The sequence below is a fragment of the Tsuneonella aeria genome (assembly GCF_009827495.1).
Classification (GTDB): Bacteria; Pseudomonadota; Alphaproteobacteria; order Sphingomonadales; family Sphingomonadaceae; genus Tsuneonella; species Tsuneonella aeria.
The window spans coordinates 2,083,420-2,099,641 of record NZ_WTZA01000001.1; the positions used below are offsets into that span (position 1 = coordinate 2,083,420).

A 16,222-nucleotide genomic window follows, 5' to 3' on the forward strand; every position below is an offset into this window, starting at 1 on the left:
CCTTATAGCTGTTGCAGCCGCGCTGCCCAAGTGCGCGCATCGTCGCCGAGATCGAGCCTTACGGGCCCGAACAATCGTTCACCCGATTCGACCACCAGCGCCGCACCGTCCAGTCGGTTGCGAACCGGCGGGGACAGCAGGCGTGCTGCGAAGTGGGCCCCGTGGCGGCGGAGGAGCATGATACGCCCGCCTGCGTCCCGGGCGATGGCGGCGAGGCCTGCGCGGTCGATGGCGACCTCCACTGGATCGAAGCCGCACAGCGCTTCCTCGGCAAGCTCGCGCAGGTCCTCCTCGTCGCGGATGCGCCGGTCGCCGCCCAAGCCGAGCTTCAGGGCGATGAAGGCCAGCGCCGCGATTGCCGCCAGCGATCCGGCGAACTGGATCAATTCGCCCGTCACCGCGCCGCGTTCACGCCTGTGCGGCGAGCGCGTCCATCGCCGGGCGCACCGGCGACACGTCGTAACCGGCGGCCGCGGCCGCATCGGTCAGCGTGTCGGGATCCTCGCCCTTGCTGGCGAGGGCCAACGCCCACAGCAAGGTCGATCGCGTGCCCGACTTGCAATAGGCGAGCACCGTGCCGTTCGCGCTCTCCAGAGCGTCGGCCAGCGCAGACACTTGCGGGTGGCTGAACCCTGCGTGGGTCACCGGAATGGCGACATAGTCCATGCCGAGCGCGCGGGCCCGCCCCTCGATCGTGGTGCCGGGCGTCTGATCGTCGCTTTCCCCGTCGGGGCGATTGTTGACCACGAGTGTCACCCCGGCCGCCTTTGCGGCATCGAGATCGGCCAGCGTAAGCTGGGGGCTAGCCAACATCGTGTCGGAAAGGCGGCGGAACTTGCTCACTGTGCTTCCACCTTGCGGGCGTGGCGCCGGCGCTGATAGATATTGAGGCTTTCGACGCCGACCGAGAAGCCCATGGCCGCGTAGATGTAGCCCTTGGGGACATGGAAGCCGAAACCGTCGGCGATCAGCACCAGGCCGATCATCACCAGGAATGCCAGCGCCAGCATCACCAGGGTGGGGTTGTGCTCGATAAAGCGGGCCAGCGGGTCGGCGGCGACCATCATGATGGCCACGGTGATGATCACCGCGGCGACCATGATCGGCACGACATCGGTCATGCCCACCGCGGTCAGGATCGAATCGACCGAGAAGACGAGGTCGATGGCGATGATTTGCGCGATCACCGCGCCGAACGTGGCGGTCGCCGCCTTAGCGACGCCCGGCGTCTTGTCGAGCAAGGCACCGGAATTGTCCGCCGGCTCCATCGAATGGTGGATTTCCTTCGTCGCCTTCCACAGCAGGAACAGGCCGCCCGCCAGCAGGATCAGGTCGCGTCCGGAAAACTCGGTCTCGAATGTCGGGACGCCGTACTCGTTAGGTGCGCCGGTGATGCCGAGATCGAAGATCGGCTGGGTAAGGGTCACCAGCCAGCCAATCAGCATCAGCAGGCCGATGCGCATGATCAGCGCCAGCGACAGGCCGATTCGCCGCGCTCTGGTCTGCTGGTGTTCGGGAAGCTTGTTCGACAGGATCGCGATGAAGATCAGGTTGTCGATCCCGAGAACGACCTCCAGCGCGACGAGGGTGAGAAGTGCGAGCCAGGTGGCCGGGTCCGACAATAGCGCGACATAATCCATCGCTGCGAAATGCCTGCGGGCGGCGCCTTGGGCAAGCCCGTTTGCAGGGGCCAGGGCCAAAAATCTTGTCCGATATTATCGGTGCACGCGAAGAACTGTTAAAGTGTTCGCGCGGGCGCTGTTCTTGCGCTATGACATTGGGTGATCAACTGGGGATGCTTGTCTTCGCACGGCTTTCCCGGCCCGGCGCGCACCGCCCGCGCGCCCGGGAAACGCAATTGGGCGGCATGGCATACGAAGGTACGTTTCAGAGCATGGGTTACGATAGAGGGCGGCGGCGGGGCCGGGACAAGCGCGACGGTTTCGGTGAAGAAGGCGGTTTCGATCCCTTCGGCGGTGGCGGCGGTGACTTCGGCGGCGATCGCGGCGGCTTCGGTGGAGGAGACCGGGGCGGCTTTGGCGGCGGCGGTGGTTACGGTGGCGGCGGCTTCGGCGGCGGTAACCGTGGCGGCGGCGGGTTCGGCGGTGGCCGTCCTGCGGGCGGCGGCGGTGGCGGCTTCAACCGCATGCCCCCGCAAGTCGTGGGTGCCGGCAAGGGAACGGTCAAGTTCTTCAACGGGCAGAAGGGCTTCGGTTTCATTGCGCAGGAAGGCGGCGGGGAGGACGTGTTCGTCCACATCAGCGCTGTCGAACGCGCGGGTCTTGCCGGGCTCGGCGAAGGCCAGGAACTTGCGTTCAACCTGGTCGACCGCGGGGGCAAGGTGTCCGCGCAGGATCTCCAGATCATCGGCGATGTCGTGCCGGTCACCGGTGGGGGTGAACGCTCCGACCGCGGCGACCGTGGCGGCTTCTCCGACGCACCGCGGCGCGAACTGACGGGCGAGAAGGCGACCGGGACGGTCAAGTTCTTCAACGCCATGAAGGGTTTCGGCTTTCTCGTTCGCGACGATGGCCAGCCGGACGCGTTCGTGCATATCAGCGCGGTCGAGCGTTCGGGCCTGTCGTCTCTCTACGAGGGCGAGAAGTACGAATTCGACCTCGAGGTCGATCGACGAGGCAAGCACTCGGCGGTCAACCTGGTGCCCGTACAGGGCTGATTCGTCGGCGGGGCCGGCCTCGGGGCCGGTGCCCGCACGCATCCAAACGGCGCGAATGGCGGCCTGCCAAGGGCCGCCATTCGTCGTTTCGGTCCCCCACCCGCAACACTCCGTTCGCGAAGGAATACCCATGTCGATCACCCCGCTCATGCCCGTCTATCCCCGGAGCGGCGTGCGCCCCGTGCGCGGCGAACATTGCCACCTGATCGACGAGGACGGCACGCGCTATCTCGATTTCGCCAGCGGCATCGCGGTCAACCTCCTGGGTCACAGCCACGCCGGCCTGATCAGCGCGATCCAGCAGCAGGCAGCGACGCTGATGCATGTTTCAAACCTTTATGGCAGCCCGCAGGGTGAGCGGCTGGCCCAGCGCCTGGTCGACCTGACATTCGCGGATACCGTATTCTTCACCAATTCCGGCGCGGAGGCGGTGGAATGCGCGATCAAGACAGCGCGGTCCTATCACCAGCATGCCGGCAATGACGATCGCTATGAACTGATTACGTTCCGCAACGCCTTCCACGGGCGGACGATGGCGACCATCAGCGCCAGCAATCAGGACAAGATGCACAAGGGCTTCATGCCCCTGCTGGCCGGCTTCAAATATGCCGAGTTCGACGACCTCGAGAGCGCGAAAGCCCTGATGGGCCCGAACACCGCCGGGTTCCTGGTGGAGCCAATTCAGGGTGAAGGGGGCATCCGGCCCGCCTCCGACGATTTCCTGCGGGGCTTGCGCCAACTGGCGGACGAAAATGACCTGATGCTGGTGTTCGACGAAGTGCAGTGCGGGGTCGCGCGGACCGGCCGCCTGTACGCCTACGAACATTACGGCATCGAACCCGACATCCTCGCCAGCGCCAAGGGCATCGGCGGCGGCTTCCCGCTCGGCGCGTGTCTCGCGACGGAAAAGGCCGCCCGCGGAATGGTCTTCGGCAGCCACGGATCGACGTATGGCGGCAATCCCCTGGCGATGGCTGCGGGCGAAGCGGTGCTCGACGCCGTCGCGACCGACGAATTCCTGGCCGAAGTGCGCGAGAAGGGGGAGCGGCTGCGCAGCCGGCTCGAGCAGTTCATCGGCAATTATGCCGATCTCTTCGAAAGCGTGCGGGGCAAGGGCCTGATGCTGGGGCTGCGCATGCATGGCGAAAGCCGCCCGTTCTACGTTCACCTGCGCGACAATCATCAGTTGCTGACGGTGGCAGCCGGCGACAATACCCTGCGAGTGCTTCCGCCGCTGGTGGCGGGCGACGCCGAGTTCGACGAATTCTTCGACCGGCTGTCCGCAGGTGCGGCTGATTACCGGCCGCCCTCCGCCGCATGACGGGTGTGCGCCACTTCCTCGACTTGTCGGACGCGGGGAGTGACGCCCTGCGGACGATGCTGGCCGACGCACATGCGCGCAAGCGTGCCCGTCAAGGCTGGCCGAAGGGCCGGCCCGATGCCGACGCGCCACTGGCCGGGTGCGTGCTGGCGACGATCTTCGAGAAGAACTCCACCCGCACGCGTGTCAGCTTCGACATGGCCATGCGCCAGCTCGGCGGCAGCGCCATGGTGATGGACGCCGGGTCGATGCAGCTCGGACGCGGGGAATCGCTGGCGGATACGGCGCGGGTGCTCAGCCGCATGGTGGACGGGATCATGATCCGCACCGACGATCACGCCAAGGTCGAGGAGCTGGCGCATCATGCCACGGTCCCCGTCATCAACGGACTGACCGACCGATCCCATCCCTGCCAGATCGTCGCCGACCTGATGACGATCGAGGAACAGGGCAAGTCGCTGCGCGGCCTGGAGCTCGCATGGCTGGGGGATGGCAACAACGTGCTGCATTCGATCCTGGAAGCCTCTGCGCTGATGGGCTTCAACGTGCGGGTGGGCACGCCGCAGGGCTACGAACCGCACGACGCGTTCATCGCGATGGCGCGCGATGCCGGTTCGCGCGTCACGGTGACAGCCGATGCGGCTGCCGCCGTCGACGGTGCCGATATCGTGGTCACCGATACCTGGGTGTCGATGGGCCAGGACCACGCGGAGGACAAGCTCACGGCCATGGCGCCGTTCCAGGTCGACGCTGGCTTGATCGCGCGCGCCCGGCCGGATGCGCGGTTCCTCCACTGCCTCCCGGCTCACGTCGGCGAGGAAGTGACGGAAGATGTCTTCGAAGGCGCGCAATCGGTCGTCTTCGACGAGGCCGAGAACCGCATTCACGCGCAAAAGTCCGTACTTCTGTGGTGCTTCGGCCTGTTGTGACCTAGCGCGCGGCCCCCGCGACCCCATATCGCCGCGGATGGAAACCACAGACGAAACATTCGCCGATCGGATCCTGGGCTTCACTATCCCTTCGCGGCACGCGCGTGGCCGCGCGGTTCGCCTCGACGGCGCGCTGGGGGAGATCTTGGCCGCACATGCCTATCCGCCGGCGATCACGCATCTTTTGGCCGAGGCGCTGGTGCTCGCCTCCCTCATGGGCAGCCTTCTGAAGGACGAGGAAGGGCAGCTTACCATGCAGGCGCAGACCGAAGGCGGGGTGGTGCGCCTGCTGGTGTGCGACTGGCAGGGCGGCAAGCTGCGCGGCTATGTCGATTTCGATGCCGATCGACTGGCGGCCCTGGGTGCCAATCCCTCGCTCTACGCGCTCTTCGGCAACGGGTATCTCGCGATCACGTTCGATCTGGCGGATGGCGGGCGGTATCAGGGGATCGTTCCCGTGGAAGGGGAGACGCTGGCGGCCGCGTGCGAGCGGTACTTCAGCCAGTCCGAGCAGTTGCCGACCCTCATCCGGGTAGGCGTGCGGGCAAGCGGCGAGAGCGTGACCGCGGGGGGTCTGCTCGTGCAGCACATGCCCGACGGCGAGGAGGGGCGCGAACGCCTCCACGCGCGACTGGATCATCCGGAATGGGAGCATATCGCAGCGCTCGCAGGAAGCACGCGCTACGGCGAGCTGGTCGATCCCGACCTGTCGCTGGAGGCGCTGATCTGGCGGTTGTTCCATGAAGAGGAGGAAGTGCGGGTGCAGGCCGGCGCCGCGGTGAGCCGGGGATGCCGGTGCTCTGCGGACCATTATCGCGCGGTCATTTCCCGATTTCCCGAAGAGGAGCGAGCGGCGATGCGCAATGATGAGGGCGCGATCATCGTCAATTGCGAGTTCTGCTCGAGGCAGTTCGTCATCGATATATGATCGCACTGTCTCTCCCGCGGAACGCTTTGTCGCAATAGCCGCTGTATGGTAAAGCAGCTCGTGGACGAGATTGGCGGGCGCACGCGGAGTTTTTGAAGGAATGCGCAAGATCATATCGTTCGTGAATCCGGCGCGTGCCATGGCCGCGGCTGTCGCCGGCACCCTGCTGCTCGCCCCCGCGGCGGCGCAATCGCCGTCGATGGCGATGCTGGGCACGTTGCAGACGGGACAATGGGACATTCGTTACCGTGAAGGCAGCGCGGCGACGCGGCTGTGCGTGCGCACGGGGCGCGAGTTCATCCAGCTCAAGCACGGCGGCGCCGGCGCCTGCAGCCGCTTCGTGGTGGAAGACGCACCCGGCATGGTGACTGTGCAGTACACGTGCCGCGGCAACGGCTATGGCCGCACCAGCATTAGGCGTGAGACGCCTGCGCTTGTGCAGATCGAAAGCCAGGGCATCGCCGACGGACAGCCTTTCGCGCTGACGGCGGAAGCGCGGCGCACCGGCGCCTGCCGCTGAACTGCGCCCATTCCTGAACAGTTGTGCGCGGCGCGGGTTGCGGGTAGCGCAGCCCCGTGCCCGGCGACGAAGACCCTGCCATCGTCCTCCTGTCCGGAGGGCTCGATTCGATGGTCGCCGCGGGTATCGCGCGCGAGATGGGGTTCGCGGTTCACGCGCTGACGATCGATTACGGACAGCGCCATCGTCGCGAACTGCAGTCCGCCAAGGCGGTCGCCGCCATGGTGAGCGCGGCGCAGCATGTCATCATGCCGCTCGATTTGCGCCAGTTCGGCGGTTCCGCGCTGACGGCCGATATCGACGTGCCCAAGGACGGCGTCGGGGCCGACATTCCCGTGACTTACGTCCCGGCGCGCAACCTCGTATTCCTCGCCCTGACGGTCGCGTTTGCGGAGGCGAGCGGGGCGCACGACATCTTCATCGGAGTCAACGCGCTCGACTATTCGGGCTACCCCGATTGCAGGCCGGAATTCATCGCCAGCTTTGCGGAGACGGCCCGGCTGGGCACGCGCGACGGCGTTTCGGGCCGCCCGTTCCGCATCCATGCACCGCTGCAGATGATGACCAAGGCCGACATCGCGCGCGAGGCGGACCGGCTGGGGCTCGATCCCGCCGCGTCATGGTCATGCTACGATCCCGTGGGAGAACGGGCCTGCGGAACATGCGACAGTTGCCGGTTGCGGCAGAAGGGCTTTGCCGAAGCCGGACTCTTGGACGGGACAATATATGCAGGATGACGACGTGACCGGGGCAACCGTCGCCGAGAATGGGGCGGAACCGCGGGCGACAGGATACAGCTGGTACGTCCTCACCGTGCTGGTGATCGTCTACATCCTGAACTTTATCGACCGCCAGATCGTGAGCATCCTGGCCGTCGATATCAAGGCCGATCTAGGCCTGACAGACAGCGACATGGGCTTCCTGGGCGGCGCCGCCTTCGCGGTGTTCTATGCCCTGTTCGGCATTCCGCTTGGCCGGCTGGCCGATAACTGGACCCGCGTGCGGCTCCTTGCGATCGGCCTGGCGCTGTGGTCCACGATGACCGCGTTGTCGGGCTTTGCGCGGGACCAGCTTTCGCTTTCGCTGGCGCGGATGGGCGTGGGCGTAGGCGAAGCGACCGCCAGCCCCACTGCCTACTCACTGATCTCGGACTACTTCCCCAAGCGCCAGCGGGCGACCGCGATCGCGATCTATTCCTCGGGCCTCTACATCGGCGGCGGGATATCGCTGTTCATCGGCGCGCTGATCAAGGAAAGCTGGAACGCCGCCTACCCGGGCGGAGGACCGCTGAACCTCGTCGGGTGGCAGGCTGCATTCCTGGCGGTCGGCATCCCCGGCCTGCTCGTTGCATTGTGGGTCGCGACCTTGCGTGAACCGGTGCGCGGCGCGATGGATTCGGCGCCCGCCACCTCCTCGCCCAGGCCGTTCCGCAATCTGGTGTACGATCTGTCCACCATCGTTCCGCCTTTCACCGTCATCGGCGCGTTTCGCCGCGGCTGGGGCGCGCTGGCGATCAACCTGGCCGTCGGGGCCGCGATGGTTGCGGTGGCCATCGGGATGATCGGGGTTACGGATAACGTGCCGCAGTGGTCGGCCGTGGCGCTGGGCTACTACGCCGTCTTCTCCTGGGCCACCGCCCTCCGCGCGCAGGACCCGGCGACATATCGCCTGATCTGGGGAACCCCTGCCTTTATCGCGACGACGCTGGGTTACGGCCTGGTGTCGCTGGTTGCCTATGCGTTGGCGTTCTGGTCGGCACCGTATGCCGAGACTGTTCTGGGCCTGCCGAAGGCTGAACTCGCCTTCGTGCTCGGGGCGAACGGCGCGGTCAGCGGGTTCCTGGGGGTGATCCTGGGAGGCCGCGTTGCCGATGCGTTGCGGGCGCGCTATCCCGCCGGGCGGGTGCTGGTGATCCTGTTCGGGGTGCTGGCGCCGGTGATCCCGATCTGGATCGGCTACACGACCGAAAACGCCTTCCTGTTCTACACGATGAATTTCCTCGCCGGGATGTTCGGCGCGACCGCGCTGGGCGCGGCGGCGGCGACGACGCAGGACCTGGTGCTGCCGCGGATGCGCGGCACCGCGACGGCGGCGTTCTTCCTCGGCACGACGCTTATCGGCCTGTCGTTCGGGCCCTACATCGTCGGCCAGATATCGGACTGGGCGGGGACGATCGTCGACGGCAGGCCGGTCGGTGACCTGCGGACGGGCATCGTCTCGCTTATCGCGGTGACGCCGATCGCCGTCGCTCTGCTAGCCTATGCCTGGCGGTCGGTGCCCCAGGCGGAGGCGACCCTGGCGGAGCGGGCAGAGGCCGCGCGCGCGCCGGGCCGACCTTAAAGAGCGGGGGTGCCGCCGGGGCCAGCCGCGCACAGCGCTGCCGGCCCCTTCGGTCGCATTGATGGGTCAGCTTGCGCGGAGGACGCCGCACGCGATCCGCGCGCCGGAATTGCCAGAGGGGTCGGTGCGGTAGTCGTCCGGATCGGCGTGAAGGACGACCGCCGTCCCGTCCGTGTCGAAGAGCCATCCCCGGACGTCCTCGGGCGATCCTGTGAGGTCTGCGTTGAGCGTCCCGCTGCCGCCGGCCCCCACGGTGATGTTGGGCAGGTCGCCGGCGTGCTTGCCGCCGGCCGACAGCGACCCGTGTGTGCGACCGGTGGGGTTGAGATGGCCCCCGGCCGAGGTGAAATCCGGCGCCTTGCAGGCGCCCGTCGTGTGAAGATGGATGCCGTGGACGCCCGGTGATACCCCCGTCACCGCGACCGCCATCGTGGTCACGTTCCCGGCGCGCAGGATCTGCACGGTCCCGGCGGGCTGCCCGTTCGCGAGCAGCAACGTAGCCGAACCGATACGCTCCGCCGGGAGGTCGGCGACGGTGCTGCAACCGGCCAGCGCTAGCGCGGCGGTGCAGGCGGCGGTCAGGTGGCGGTAGTTCATCGATGATCTCCAGGTTGCCGGAATAACATCGACACAACGAAAGAGGGGCCGGATTTCTCCGGCCCCCCTGACATTTTCGAGCTTTCGCCCTGGCTTACATGCCCGAACCCGGACCGTAGGTGATTTCCACCCGGCGGTTCTGAAGTTCGCGCACACCGTCCGCGGTCGGAACGCGCGGCTGGGTTTCGCCGAAGGCTTCGGTCGAGATCTGCGAGTCCGCAACACCGCGAGCCGACATGTAGGCGCGAACCGCGTCCGCACGGCGCTGGGAGAGGCCGACGTTGTACTGGTTCGAACCCGAACGGTCCGCGTGGCCGGCCAGCATGACCGCCGCGCTGCCGCAGTTGGCGTAAGCCGACACGGCGCTGTTGAGGATGGTCGCTGCTTCAGGCGTGATGTCCGAACGATCCCATTCGAAGAACACGATGTACGGGCCCTTGTTGCAGACCGGAGCCACGACGGGCGGCGGCGGCGGCGGGGGCGGCGGCGGCGCGGGCTGTGCCGGGCACACCTGGTCCATTGGGATCTGCGTGCCGTCCCAGCAGGTCTGCAGGGCGATCGGCGCGCCACCGAAGTTGAAGCCGATCGTGCCCAGCAGCGAGTGCGAGCGCCACTTGGCGTTCACGTCGCGGCCCGAGCTGTCGACCATGTCGAGTTCGGCGGTGTTGAAGAAGCGATACTTCAGGCCGACGTCGATGTTGTCCGTCAACGGAGCGCGAACGCCCGCCAGGATCTGCCATGCGAAGCCGCTGTCCGAATCGTCGAGCCAGTCGGGACCGCTGCGATCGATCGAGACGCCGTCGAACTTGGTGCGGGCAACACCGGCACCACCGCCGACGAAGCCCTGCAGGCCATCGTCCGGACCGAAGTCGGCGAGCGCGTTGATCATGAAGCTGAGGACGCTGCTGTCGCCATCGGCGTTGGCAGTCACGCCGCGGGCAATACGGTTGCCCGAGGTGATGACGCCAGCGGTGCCGACGTTCAGCTGGTCGATGTCGGCTTCACGGTAGCTGCCTTCCGCTTCAAGGCGGAGGAAGCCGAAGTCGTAACCGACCACACCACCGAAGTCGAAACCCTTCTTGTGGTCGACAGAGACGGCGTTCGAAGCGCCGGGCAGGTCGAATTCGATGTCTTCGACGATCATCGGACCGCCGTCGAGTTCGACATACCACGCGCCGTCGCGTGCGAGTGCTGGCGACGCAATGGCAGTCGATGCCATCGCCAAGCCAATGACGAGTTTCCGCATTATGTAATTCCCCTTTTTGCGAATTTTTGAGCCATCGAGCAGCCCGATTTCTAACTTTTCCCTACCCTAGTGGCAAGCGACCATTGCCGACAAACTGTTGCAGTTACGCATCGGTTTATCAGTGAACAGGAAAAAAGCCCTCATTTGGACACCCTCCTGTTGCGGCCCGAACGTGTCTGTCAGGGGTTGGTTCCCGGCCCTTGGGCAGGGAAAATCGCAGTGTTGCATAAAGCACGCACAAGCTCGGCGATGGCCGCGCGGGCTTCCGCGTCGACGACCGCGCCGCCAGCCGGAAGCGCCGGCTGGGGAACGCGCTGCCAACTGTCCAGGAAAACGATCGCCTGCCCGGCGGCGCGGTCATGCACGCGCAGACCCGGGAACGGCGGGGTGAAATGCCACTGGCCCAGCGTGAAGCTGGCGAGTTCGCCCGCGTGCCCGGCGAACGCGCCGGTGCCGTCAGCGGCGACGGGCCAGCATTCGCCATCGCGCGGCGAGGCGGGCGGAGCGGCGCTTTCGCCCTCTATTGCCGGGTGCAGCAGGATATCGGCGCGCGCGAGGGCGGCGTTGACCGACACCTCCTTCTGCGCCTGGCCGGGAGGCGTGGCTGTGCTGGGGGCCGCGCAGGCTTTCGGGCTCGCCGGCGGAATAGAGCCATGCGATCGCGCCGTTTTCCCATGTCAGCTTGCGCAGGCTCGGCTCGAACACCGGGGCCAGCGCGCCGGGCGCGGCGGCGAGGACACCGCTGTCGCCTTCGACCATCACGTTGCGCACTTCGTTGAGGCTCGCGCCGACCAGGGCGATCCGTGCGCCGCCGTCACTGCGGGCGACATCGCGGACCCATTCGGCGCCCGCGCGGGTCTTGCCGAAGCCGCGTCCGGCGCAGATCAGCCAGGTGCGCCAGGCCTCCGCGGGGGGAAGCTGCGCGTCGCGCGCCCAGCCTTCCCAGTAATAGCTGCCCAGCGCGGCGAGCTCGTGCGGGCGAAGCAGGCGCGCCAGCGCCTCGCGCTTCCCATCGGCGGCGGGGCCGGGGCGGCGGAGCCATGTGCCGCGCGAGGCGGTCGCGGGGTCGGCCTTACGCCTGGTCATCGCCATGGCTCCGTCCGGCCGCGGCGGCCTTGCGCGCCGCGCGGATCGCCTGCTCCCCTTCCTTCGCCCGCGCGCGCAGGGCATCGATCTTGGCGTTGATGCTGGCGATCGTGGTCACTTCGTCGGCCAGCGTGCGGCGGCCCCGTTCGCGCGCCACGCTTTCGCGGTGCGCGGTGAGGCAGCGGAGCGCGGTGGCGGTATCGAACTTGCGCCCCGGCTCGCCGCTGGAACTGCCACCGCCCGCCTCCCCGGCGGAGCGCAAGTGGGCCAGCAGCTCCATCTCGAGGTTGTCGTACCCTTCGGCGAGCGCGGCGTACCACGCCTTGGCGAACTCGGGATCGCTGCGCCGCAGGGCATAGACCCTGGCGGTCGGCAGGTCGGCCACGGCGGCGGCGGCGGCGACGTTGGAGGTGAGCGCCAGTTCCTGCAGGAAGCGCGCGACCTTGGTCGCGCCGCGCGGCGACCGGGGTCCGCTCGCGCGCCTGCCGCGATCGTCGACCGGGGCGCACGCGTCCCACGCTTCACGGAAATCCGCGTCGGTTTCGCGCCGGCGATAGGGGGTGGCGTTGCTCACCCCGGCCTCGCGCGTTGCCTGGCGCACGCTGCGGCCGGCGCGCAAGGCTTCGATGAACCGCGCGGCCCAGGCGGGCGCGGGCGTTCCGTTCGTGTCGCTCATGTCTCGTGATGTCCCCGTCCAGCCGACAGCGGACGCGAAAACGGGCGGCGCCGGTCCCCGTGAGGATCGGCCCGCCCGTTCGAATCACACTATCCCGATGTTCCGTTTCTCTAACCAAACAGCGTGACGATGTCAATCATAATGTTCCAGATAGGTTAACTGTGGGCCCACCGCATTTCGGTATGGCGCGCGGAAGGGATTCGTCGCATAGGGATTTCCCCGACAGATTCAGGGAAAATGGGAGAGTTCTCGTGCGGTTACTCAAGATTGTCGCGGCGGCCACGGCCCTCAGCATGGCAGGCGCTCCGGTGCTGGCGCAGGCGCAGACGGCGAACAGCGCCGGGGTCGAGGATGCAAGCGCACGCGAAGGGCGGACCGTCCTGTTCGTCGTCCTTGGCCTGGCTGCCATCATCCTGACGATCGTGGGCATCGGCGGCGACAACGACGATCCCGTCAGCCCCTGAACCGGGGCGTCGCGGATCGCGAACGTGAACGGGGCCGCCATCGGCCCCGTTTTCATTTGGAGCGCCCGCCGCGTTTCCCCGAACCCCCCGCACGGCCGCCCCACACAGCGCCCCGCAGCGCGCTTGTCCGATCCCGGCCTGTCCCCTAGAGGCCGCGCGACGCCCGGGCGGACCTGGCGGTGAAGGGACGCCGGAATGCTTCGCAGCCTCTACGAATGGACGATGGAGAAAGCCGCGCATCGCCACGCGGTGTGGTGGCTGGCGATGTTCTCCTTCATAGAGGCGAGTTTCTTCCCGATCCCGCCGCACCCGCTGCTGGGCCTGATGTGCCTGGCCGAACCCAAAAAGGCGATCCGCTTCGCCGCGGTGGCCACGATCGCATCGGTGCTGGGCGGGCTGCTCGGCTACGCCATCGGGTGGGGCCTCTATGACACAGTCGGCACGCAGCTCCTCGCGGCGCTGGGCCTGACGCAGAGCTTCCCGCAGGCGGTCTGCTATCTCAACGAATACGGGTTCTGGCTGTTCGTGGCCAAGGGCGCGACGCCGATCCCGTTCAAGCTGCTGACGATCACCGCCGGCTTCATGGGGATGAACCTGGCGCTGTTCCTGGTGGGCAGCCTGGTCAGCCGGGCGATCAGCTTCATGATCGTGGGCGTATTGTTCCGTTTCTTCGGCGCGCCGATCAAGCGCTTCATCGACAAGTACCTGGGGCTGGTGACGGCCGGCTTCGTAGTGCTGGTGATCGCCGGGTTCGCCGCCGTGACCCTGCTGGGCGGCGGCGGCGAGGACGCGGCGCACAAATGCTCTGCGGCCACCGCGGTATCCGGGCGCTAAAGGGCCCTGGCGGTTATGAAGACACCCACCGCGATAACCACTGCAGCGAACCCGCGCTCGAGAAGGTTCTTGCGGGCCGCTAGGCGTTTGCCCGCGAACCGTCCCGCGACGGTGCCGGCGATTCCCCCGGCGACCAGCCAGGCCACCAGCATCCAGTCGACATAACCCGACAGGGCATACGATGTGGCGGTCGTCGCGCCGAGCGCGGTGACGATCACCAGCGAGGTGCCGACCGCGATACCGATGGGCATGGCGGTTGCCGCGATCAGCCCCGGCACTATCAGGAACCCGCCGCCAATCCCGAAAAAACCCGCCAGCAACCCCACTGCCAGCCCGTAACCTGCGAGACGGGGCATGAGGTGGCGGGCACTTGCGGCGAACAGCCTGACGTCAGGGTCCGCGCCGCCCTTGCGACCGCGCAGCATCAACCCGCCGACCACGATCATCAGCACGCCGAAAGCCGCGAGCAGCGCTTCGCCGTCCATCGCCTTGCCAAGCTCGGCGCCCAGCGCCGCTCCGACCATTCCCGCGCCCGCGAACACGACCGCGCAGGGCCACTTCACGTTGGCCGCGCGCGCGTGACCGGCCAGTCCCGCTGCGGCGTTGAGCGCGACGGCCACCGCGGCGGTCCCGATCGCCGCATGCGGGCTGCTCACCCCGACCACGTGGATCAGCAACGGCACCGCGACAATCGATCCGCCCCCGCCGACCAGCGCCAGGACCAGCCCGATCAGCGCTCCGCTGAGCAGCGCGAGCCCGATGGTCGCCGGATCCATCAGGTCAGGCCCGTGCCGCGGAGCGCCGGTTCCACGGCATGACGGCAAGCAGGTTCGCCATGCCGCACCAGCCCGTCAGCCCCGCGAATGTCAGGCCCGCGCCGACGAATGCCGACAGGGCAAACCATGCCGGGGCGACGATCAGGCCCAGGATCACGCCGGCTAGCACCAGCAGGCCTGCGGTGATCTGGACCTGGCGCATGATCTCCAGCGGTGCGCCGGCGGTTTCCTCTACCGGCAAGCCGGCCTTGCGCCAACCATCGAGACCGCCTTCGACGATGAAGGCTTCCCCCGGCGCCGCGGCCGCCAGCCGGGCGCTGTTGGCGTCCGTACGCATGCCCGACCGGCAGTGGAACACCACCGGTCCGTCGTGCGTCATCGCCGTGAGCTGGTCGAGCGGGCGGTTCTCGGCGCCCGGAATGCGCAACCGGGCGAACTCGTCGGCGCTGCGGATGTCGATCAGCCGGGCGCCGCGTGCCACCGCATCGCGCGCCTGGGCCGGGGTCAAAGTCTGGCAGGTCATGGCATCAATCCTTGTCTGAACAATACAGGCGGTAAAGCGTCGCCATCAGGTCCTCGCAGCGCGGATCGGCGATCCGATACCACGCCGCCTGTGCCTCTCGCCGGAACGCGACCAGGCCCTCCCCGCGAAGGCGGGAAAGGTGCTGGGACAGCGCCGATTGCGACAGGCCGACTTCTTCGGCCAGCGCGCCGACGGTCACCTCACCATGTTCGGCGAGCTTGCACATGATCATCAGCCGCCGCTGGTTTCCCAGTGCGCGTAACAGATCGGCAACCCCGGCCGCATGGCGTTCGAAGCTGACGAGATCGAGAGGGGGATGAGCAAACTTTTCCATTAGCACTTGCTAAATAAGCAGATGCTCATATATGTCAAGGGTATTGGAGGCCGACATGACCGAACCCCGAATTGCCGCCTTTTTCGACGAACCCACGAACACGGTGAGCTACCTCGTGTCCGACCCCGCGACGGGGAGGGCCGCAGTGATCGACCCGGTGCTCAATTTCGATCTCGCGAGCGGAGAGGCCGACGTGCGTTCGGCCGATGCGATCCTCGCTGCCGCCAGCGAAGGCGGACTGACGATCGACTGGGTGCTCGAAACCCACGCCCATGCCGATCACCTGTCAGCCGCACCATATATCAAGGTCCGCACCGGCGCCGCGATCGGAATCGGCGAACACATCAAGGATGTGCAGAAGATCTTCCGGCCGATGTTCAAGGCGGATGACCTCAAGGCCGACGGATCCGATTTCGACCGCTTGTTCCGCGATGGGGAGCGGTTCGCGCTCGGCGGCATCGAGGTGGAGGTGCTGCACGTCCCCGGCCATACGCCAGCCGATGTCGCCTACCGGATGGGTGACGCGGTGTTCGTCGGCGATACCCTGTTCATGCCCGACTACGGCACCGCGCGGGCTGACTTCCCCGGCGGAGATGCGCGCCGGCTATACCGCTCGATCCGCCGGCTACTGGATCTGCCGGGCGAAACCCGCCTGTTCCTGTGCCACGACTACAAGGCGCCGGGGCGCGACGCATACGCTTGGGAAACCACCGTCGCCGATCAGCGCGCCCGATCGGTGCATGTCGGGGAGGCGGTCAGCGAAGACGAATTCGTCGCCATGCGCGAAGCGCGCGATGCCACGCTCAGCGTGCCGCGCCTCCTGCTCCCTTCGGTGCAGGTCAATATCCGCGCGGGGCGCATGCCCCCTGCCGAAGACAACGGGGTGAGTTACCTCCGCATCCCCGTCAAACCCGTCAGCCGGGCCATCGCGGACTCGCCGGCGACAGGCGAGGCACCGCCGGCCGGCTAGC

Annotated in this window: 21 protein-coding genes; 10 read left to right on the forward strand and 11 right to left on the reverse strand. The window is 67.3% G+C overall.

Features of this window, described 5'->3' with window-relative positions:
* Positions 1–2: 2 nt before the first annotated feature.
* The 3 genes from GRI40_RS10225 to GRI40_RS10235 are packed head-to-tail and all read right to left on the reverse strand — an operon-like array spanning position 3 to position 1,640.
* Positions 3–398, reverse strand: coding sequence for a hypothetical protein (locus GRI40_RS10225; RefSeq protein WP_160611223.1), 396 nt, complete (start codon positions 396–398; stop codon positions 3–5).
* A gap of 10 nt (positions 399–408) precedes the next feature.
* Positions 409–843, reverse strand: coding sequence for a TIGR01244 family sulfur transferase (locus GRI40_RS10230; protein WP_160611224.1), 435 nt, complete (start codon positions 841–843; stop codon positions 409–411).
* Positions 840–1,640 (reverse strand): TerC family protein, encoded by an 801-nt coding sequence (locus GRI40_RS10235; RefSeq protein ID WP_160611225.1) that lies wholly within the window; start codon positions 1,638–1,640, stop codon positions 840–842. The genes GRI40_RS10230 and GRI40_RS10235 overlap by 4 nt, the downstream gene beginning before the upstream one ends.
* A gap of 254 nt (positions 1,641–1,894) precedes the next feature.
* On the opposite strand from GRI40_RS10235, the gene GRI40_RS14040 reads away from it, so the two are divergent.
* The 7 genes from GRI40_RS14040 (at position 1,895) to GRI40_RS10270 (ending at position 8,715) form a co-directional block, all read left to right on the forward strand.
* Positions 1,895–2,677 carry a cold-shock protein gene (locus GRI40_RS14040; protein WP_160611544.1) on the forward strand — a complete coding sequence of 261 codons (783 nt, stop codon included), beginning with the start codon at positions 1,895–1,897 and terminating at the stop codon, positions 2,675–2,677.
* A 130-nt stretch (positions 2,678–2,807) separates the two neighbouring features.
* On the forward strand, positions 2,808–3,998 hold the full coding sequence (locus GRI40_RS10245; protein WP_160611226.1) for an aspartate aminotransferase family protein: 1,191 nt from the start codon (positions 2,808–2,810) through the stop codon (positions 3,996–3,998).
* Positions 3,995–4,927 (forward strand): ornithine carbamoyltransferase, encoded by a 933-nt coding sequence (gene argF / locus GRI40_RS10250; protein ID WP_160611227.1) that lies wholly within the window; start codon positions 3,995–3,997, stop codon positions 4,925–4,927. The genes GRI40_RS10245 and argF overlap by 4 nt, the downstream gene beginning before the upstream one ends.
* A gap of 37 nt (positions 4,928–4,964) precedes the next feature.
* A complete protein-coding gene (gene hslO / locus GRI40_RS10255) occupies positions 4,965–5,855 on the forward strand; it encodes an Hsp33 family molecular chaperone HslO (RefSeq protein ID WP_160611228.1) in 891 nt (296 codons plus the stop codon).
* 100 nt (positions 5,856–5,955) lie between these two features.
* Positions 5,956–6,375 carry a hypothetical protein gene (locus tag GRI40_RS10260; protein ID WP_237489038.1) on the forward strand — a complete coding sequence of 140 codons (420 nt, stop codon included), beginning with the start codon at positions 5,956–5,958 and terminating at the stop codon, positions 6,373–6,375.
* A 56-nt stretch (positions 6,376–6,431) separates the two neighbouring features.
* On the forward strand, positions 6,432–7,112 hold the full coding sequence (queC, locus tag GRI40_RS10265) for a 7-cyano-7-deazaguanine synthase QueC (protein ID WP_337190537.1): 681 nt from the start codon (positions 6,432–6,434) through the stop codon (positions 7,110–7,112).
* The gene (locus GRI40_RS10270; protein WP_202390182.1) at positions 7,102–8,715 is read left to right on the forward strand and encodes a spinster family MFS transporter; all 1,614 of its coding nucleotides are present in this window, start codon (positions 7,102–7,104) and stop codon (positions 8,713–8,715) included. Before queC ends, GRI40_RS10270 begins: the two co-directional genes overlap by 11 nt.
* Positions 8,716–8,781: 66 nt before the next feature.
* Here the strand turns inward: GRI40_RS10270 and GRI40_RS10275 are convergent, their stop codons facing one another.
* The 5 genes from GRI40_RS10275 to GRI40_RS10295 form a co-directional block, all read right to left on the reverse strand.
* On the reverse strand, positions 8,782–9,312 hold the full coding sequence (locus tag GRI40_RS10275; RefSeq protein WP_160611230.1) for a superoxide dismutase family protein: 531 nt from the start codon (positions 9,310–9,312) through the stop codon (positions 8,782–8,784).
* Between the two features lie 94 nt (positions 9,313–9,406).
* Complete coding sequence (locus GRI40_RS10280; RefSeq protein WP_160611231.1) at positions 9,407–10,558, reverse strand: OmpA family protein; 1,152 nt, start codon at positions 10,556–10,558, stop codon at positions 9,407–9,409.
* A gap of 179 nt (positions 10,559–10,737) precedes the next feature.
* Positions 10,738–11,133, reverse strand: coding sequence for a DUF2793 domain-containing protein (locus tag GRI40_RS10285; protein WP_337190538.1), 396 nt, complete (start codon positions 11,131–11,133; stop codon positions 10,738–10,740).
* Positions 11,015–11,644, reverse strand: coding sequence for a terminase large subunit domain-containing protein (locus GRI40_RS14140; protein WP_420006869.1), 630 nt, complete (start codon positions 11,642–11,644; stop codon positions 11,015–11,017). The genes GRI40_RS10285 and GRI40_RS14140 overlap by 119 nt, the downstream gene beginning before the upstream one ends.
* Positions 11,631–12,320: a hypothetical protein gene (locus GRI40_RS10295; protein WP_160611232.1), complete on the reverse strand. Its 690-nt coding sequence runs from the start codon at positions 12,318–12,320 to the stop codon at positions 11,631–11,633. Before GRI40_RS10295 ends, GRI40_RS14140 begins: the two co-directional genes overlap by 14 nt.
* A gap of 251 nt (positions 12,321–12,571) precedes the next feature.
* On the opposite strand from GRI40_RS10295, the gene GRI40_RS10300 reads away from it, so the two are divergent.
* A complete protein-coding gene (locus GRI40_RS10300; protein WP_160611233.1) occupies positions 12,572–12,784 on the forward strand; it encodes a hypothetical protein in 213 nt (70 codons plus the stop codon).
* Between the two features lie 195 nt (positions 12,785–12,979).
* Positions 12,980–13,618 carry a YqaA family protein gene (locus GRI40_RS10305; protein WP_160611234.1) on the forward strand — a complete coding sequence of 213 codons (639 nt, stop codon included), beginning with the start codon at positions 12,980–12,982 and terminating at the stop codon, positions 13,616–13,618.
* Here GRI40_RS10305 and GRI40_RS10310 read toward each other — a convergent pair.
* From GRI40_RS10310 to GRI40_RS10320, 3 genes are read right to left on the reverse strand one after another with little or no spacing between them, the layout of a single operon-like run.
* A complete protein-coding gene (locus GRI40_RS10310; RefSeq protein ID WP_160611235.1) occupies positions 13,615–14,394 on the reverse strand; it encodes a sulfite exporter TauE/SafE family protein in 780 nt (259 codons plus the stop codon). The two genes, GRI40_RS10305 and GRI40_RS10310, sit on opposite strands and share 4 nt — an antisense overlap.
* Positions 14,395–14,398: 4 nt before the next feature.
* A complete protein-coding gene (locus tag GRI40_RS10315) occupies positions 14,399–14,917 on the reverse strand; it encodes a rhodanese family protein (RefSeq protein ID WP_160611236.1) in 519 nt (172 codons plus the stop codon).
* Positions 14,918–14,921: 4 nt separating this feature from the next.
* Complete coding sequence (locus GRI40_RS10320; RefSeq protein ID WP_160611237.1) at positions 14,922–15,251, reverse strand: ArsR/SmtB family transcription factor; 330 nt, start codon at positions 15,249–15,251, stop codon at positions 14,922–14,924.
* 55 nt (positions 15,252–15,306) lie between these two features.
* Here GRI40_RS10320 and GRI40_RS10325 point away from each other — a divergent pair, with 55 nt between their 5' ends.
* On the forward strand, positions 15,307–16,221 hold the full coding sequence (locus GRI40_RS10325; protein ID WP_160611238.1) for an MBL fold metallo-hydrolase: 915 nt from the start codon (positions 15,307–15,309) through the stop codon (positions 16,219–16,221).
* The last annotated feature ends 1 nt before the right edge of the window (position 16,222 follow it).

Bases quoted from the DNA above. Each gene is read 5' to 3' on its own strand.
- GRI40_RS10310 (WP_160611235.1), bottom strand. From the start codon at position 14,394: ATGGATCCGGCGACCATCGGGCTCGCGCTGCTCAGCGGAGCGCTGATC.
- argF (WP_160611227.1), top strand. From the start codon at position 3,995: ATGACGGGTGTGCGCCACTTCCTCGACTTGTCGGACGCGGGGAGTGAC.
- GRI40_RS10245 (WP_160611226.1), top strand. From the start codon at position 2,808: ATGTCGATCACCCCGCTCATGCCCGTCTATCCCCGGAGCGGCGTGCGC.
- GRI40_RS10275 (WP_160611230.1), bottom strand. From the start codon at position 9,312: ATGAACTACCGCCACCTGACCGCCGCCTGCACCGCCGCGCTAGCGCTG.
- GRI40_RS10320 (WP_160611237.1), bottom strand. From the start codon at position 15,251: ATGGAAAAGTTTGCTCATCCCCCTCTCGATCTCGTCAGCTTCGAACGC.
- GRI40_RS14040 (WP_160611544.1), top strand. From the start codon at position 1,895: ATGGGTTACGATAGAGGGCGGCGGCGGGGCCGGGACAAGCGCGACGGT.
- GRI40_RS14140 (WP_420006869.1), bottom strand. From the start codon at position 11,644: ATGACCAGGCGTAAGGCCGACCCCGCGACCGCCTCGCGCGGCACATGG.
- GRI40_RS10315 (WP_160611236.1), bottom strand. From the start codon at position 14,917: ATGACCTGCCAGACTTTGACCCCGGCCCAGGCGCGCGATGCGGTGGCA.
- GRI40_RS10260 (WP_237489038.1), top strand. From the start codon at position 5,956: ATGCGCAAGATCATATCGTTCGTGAATCCGGCGCGTGCCATGGCCGCG.
- GRI40_RS10270 (WP_202390182.1), top strand. From the start codon at position 7,102: ATGCAGGATGACGACGTGACCGGGGCAACCGTCGCCGAGAATGGGGCG.
- hslO (WP_160611228.1), top strand. From the start codon at position 4,965: ATGGAAACCACAGACGAAACATTCGCCGATCGGATCCTGGGCTTCACT.
- GRI40_RS10305 (WP_160611234.1), top strand. From the start codon at position 12,980: ATGCTTCGCAGCCTCTACGAATGGACGATGGAGAAAGCCGCGCATCGC.
- GRI40_RS10280 (WP_160611231.1), bottom strand. From the start codon at position 10,558: ATGCGGAAACTCGTCATTGGCTTGGCGATGGCATCGACTGCCATTGCG.
- GRI40_RS10235 (WP_160611225.1), bottom strand. From the start codon at position 1,640: ATGGATTATGTCGCGCTATTGTCGGACCCGGCCACCTGGCTCGCACTT.
- GRI40_RS10295 (WP_160611232.1), bottom strand. From the start codon at position 12,320: ATGAGCGACACGAACGGAACGCCCGCGCCCGCCTGGGCCGCGCGGTTC.
- GRI40_RS10325 (WP_160611238.1), top strand. From the start codon at position 15,307: ATGACCGAACCCCGAATTGCCGCCTTTTTCGACGAACCCACGAACACG.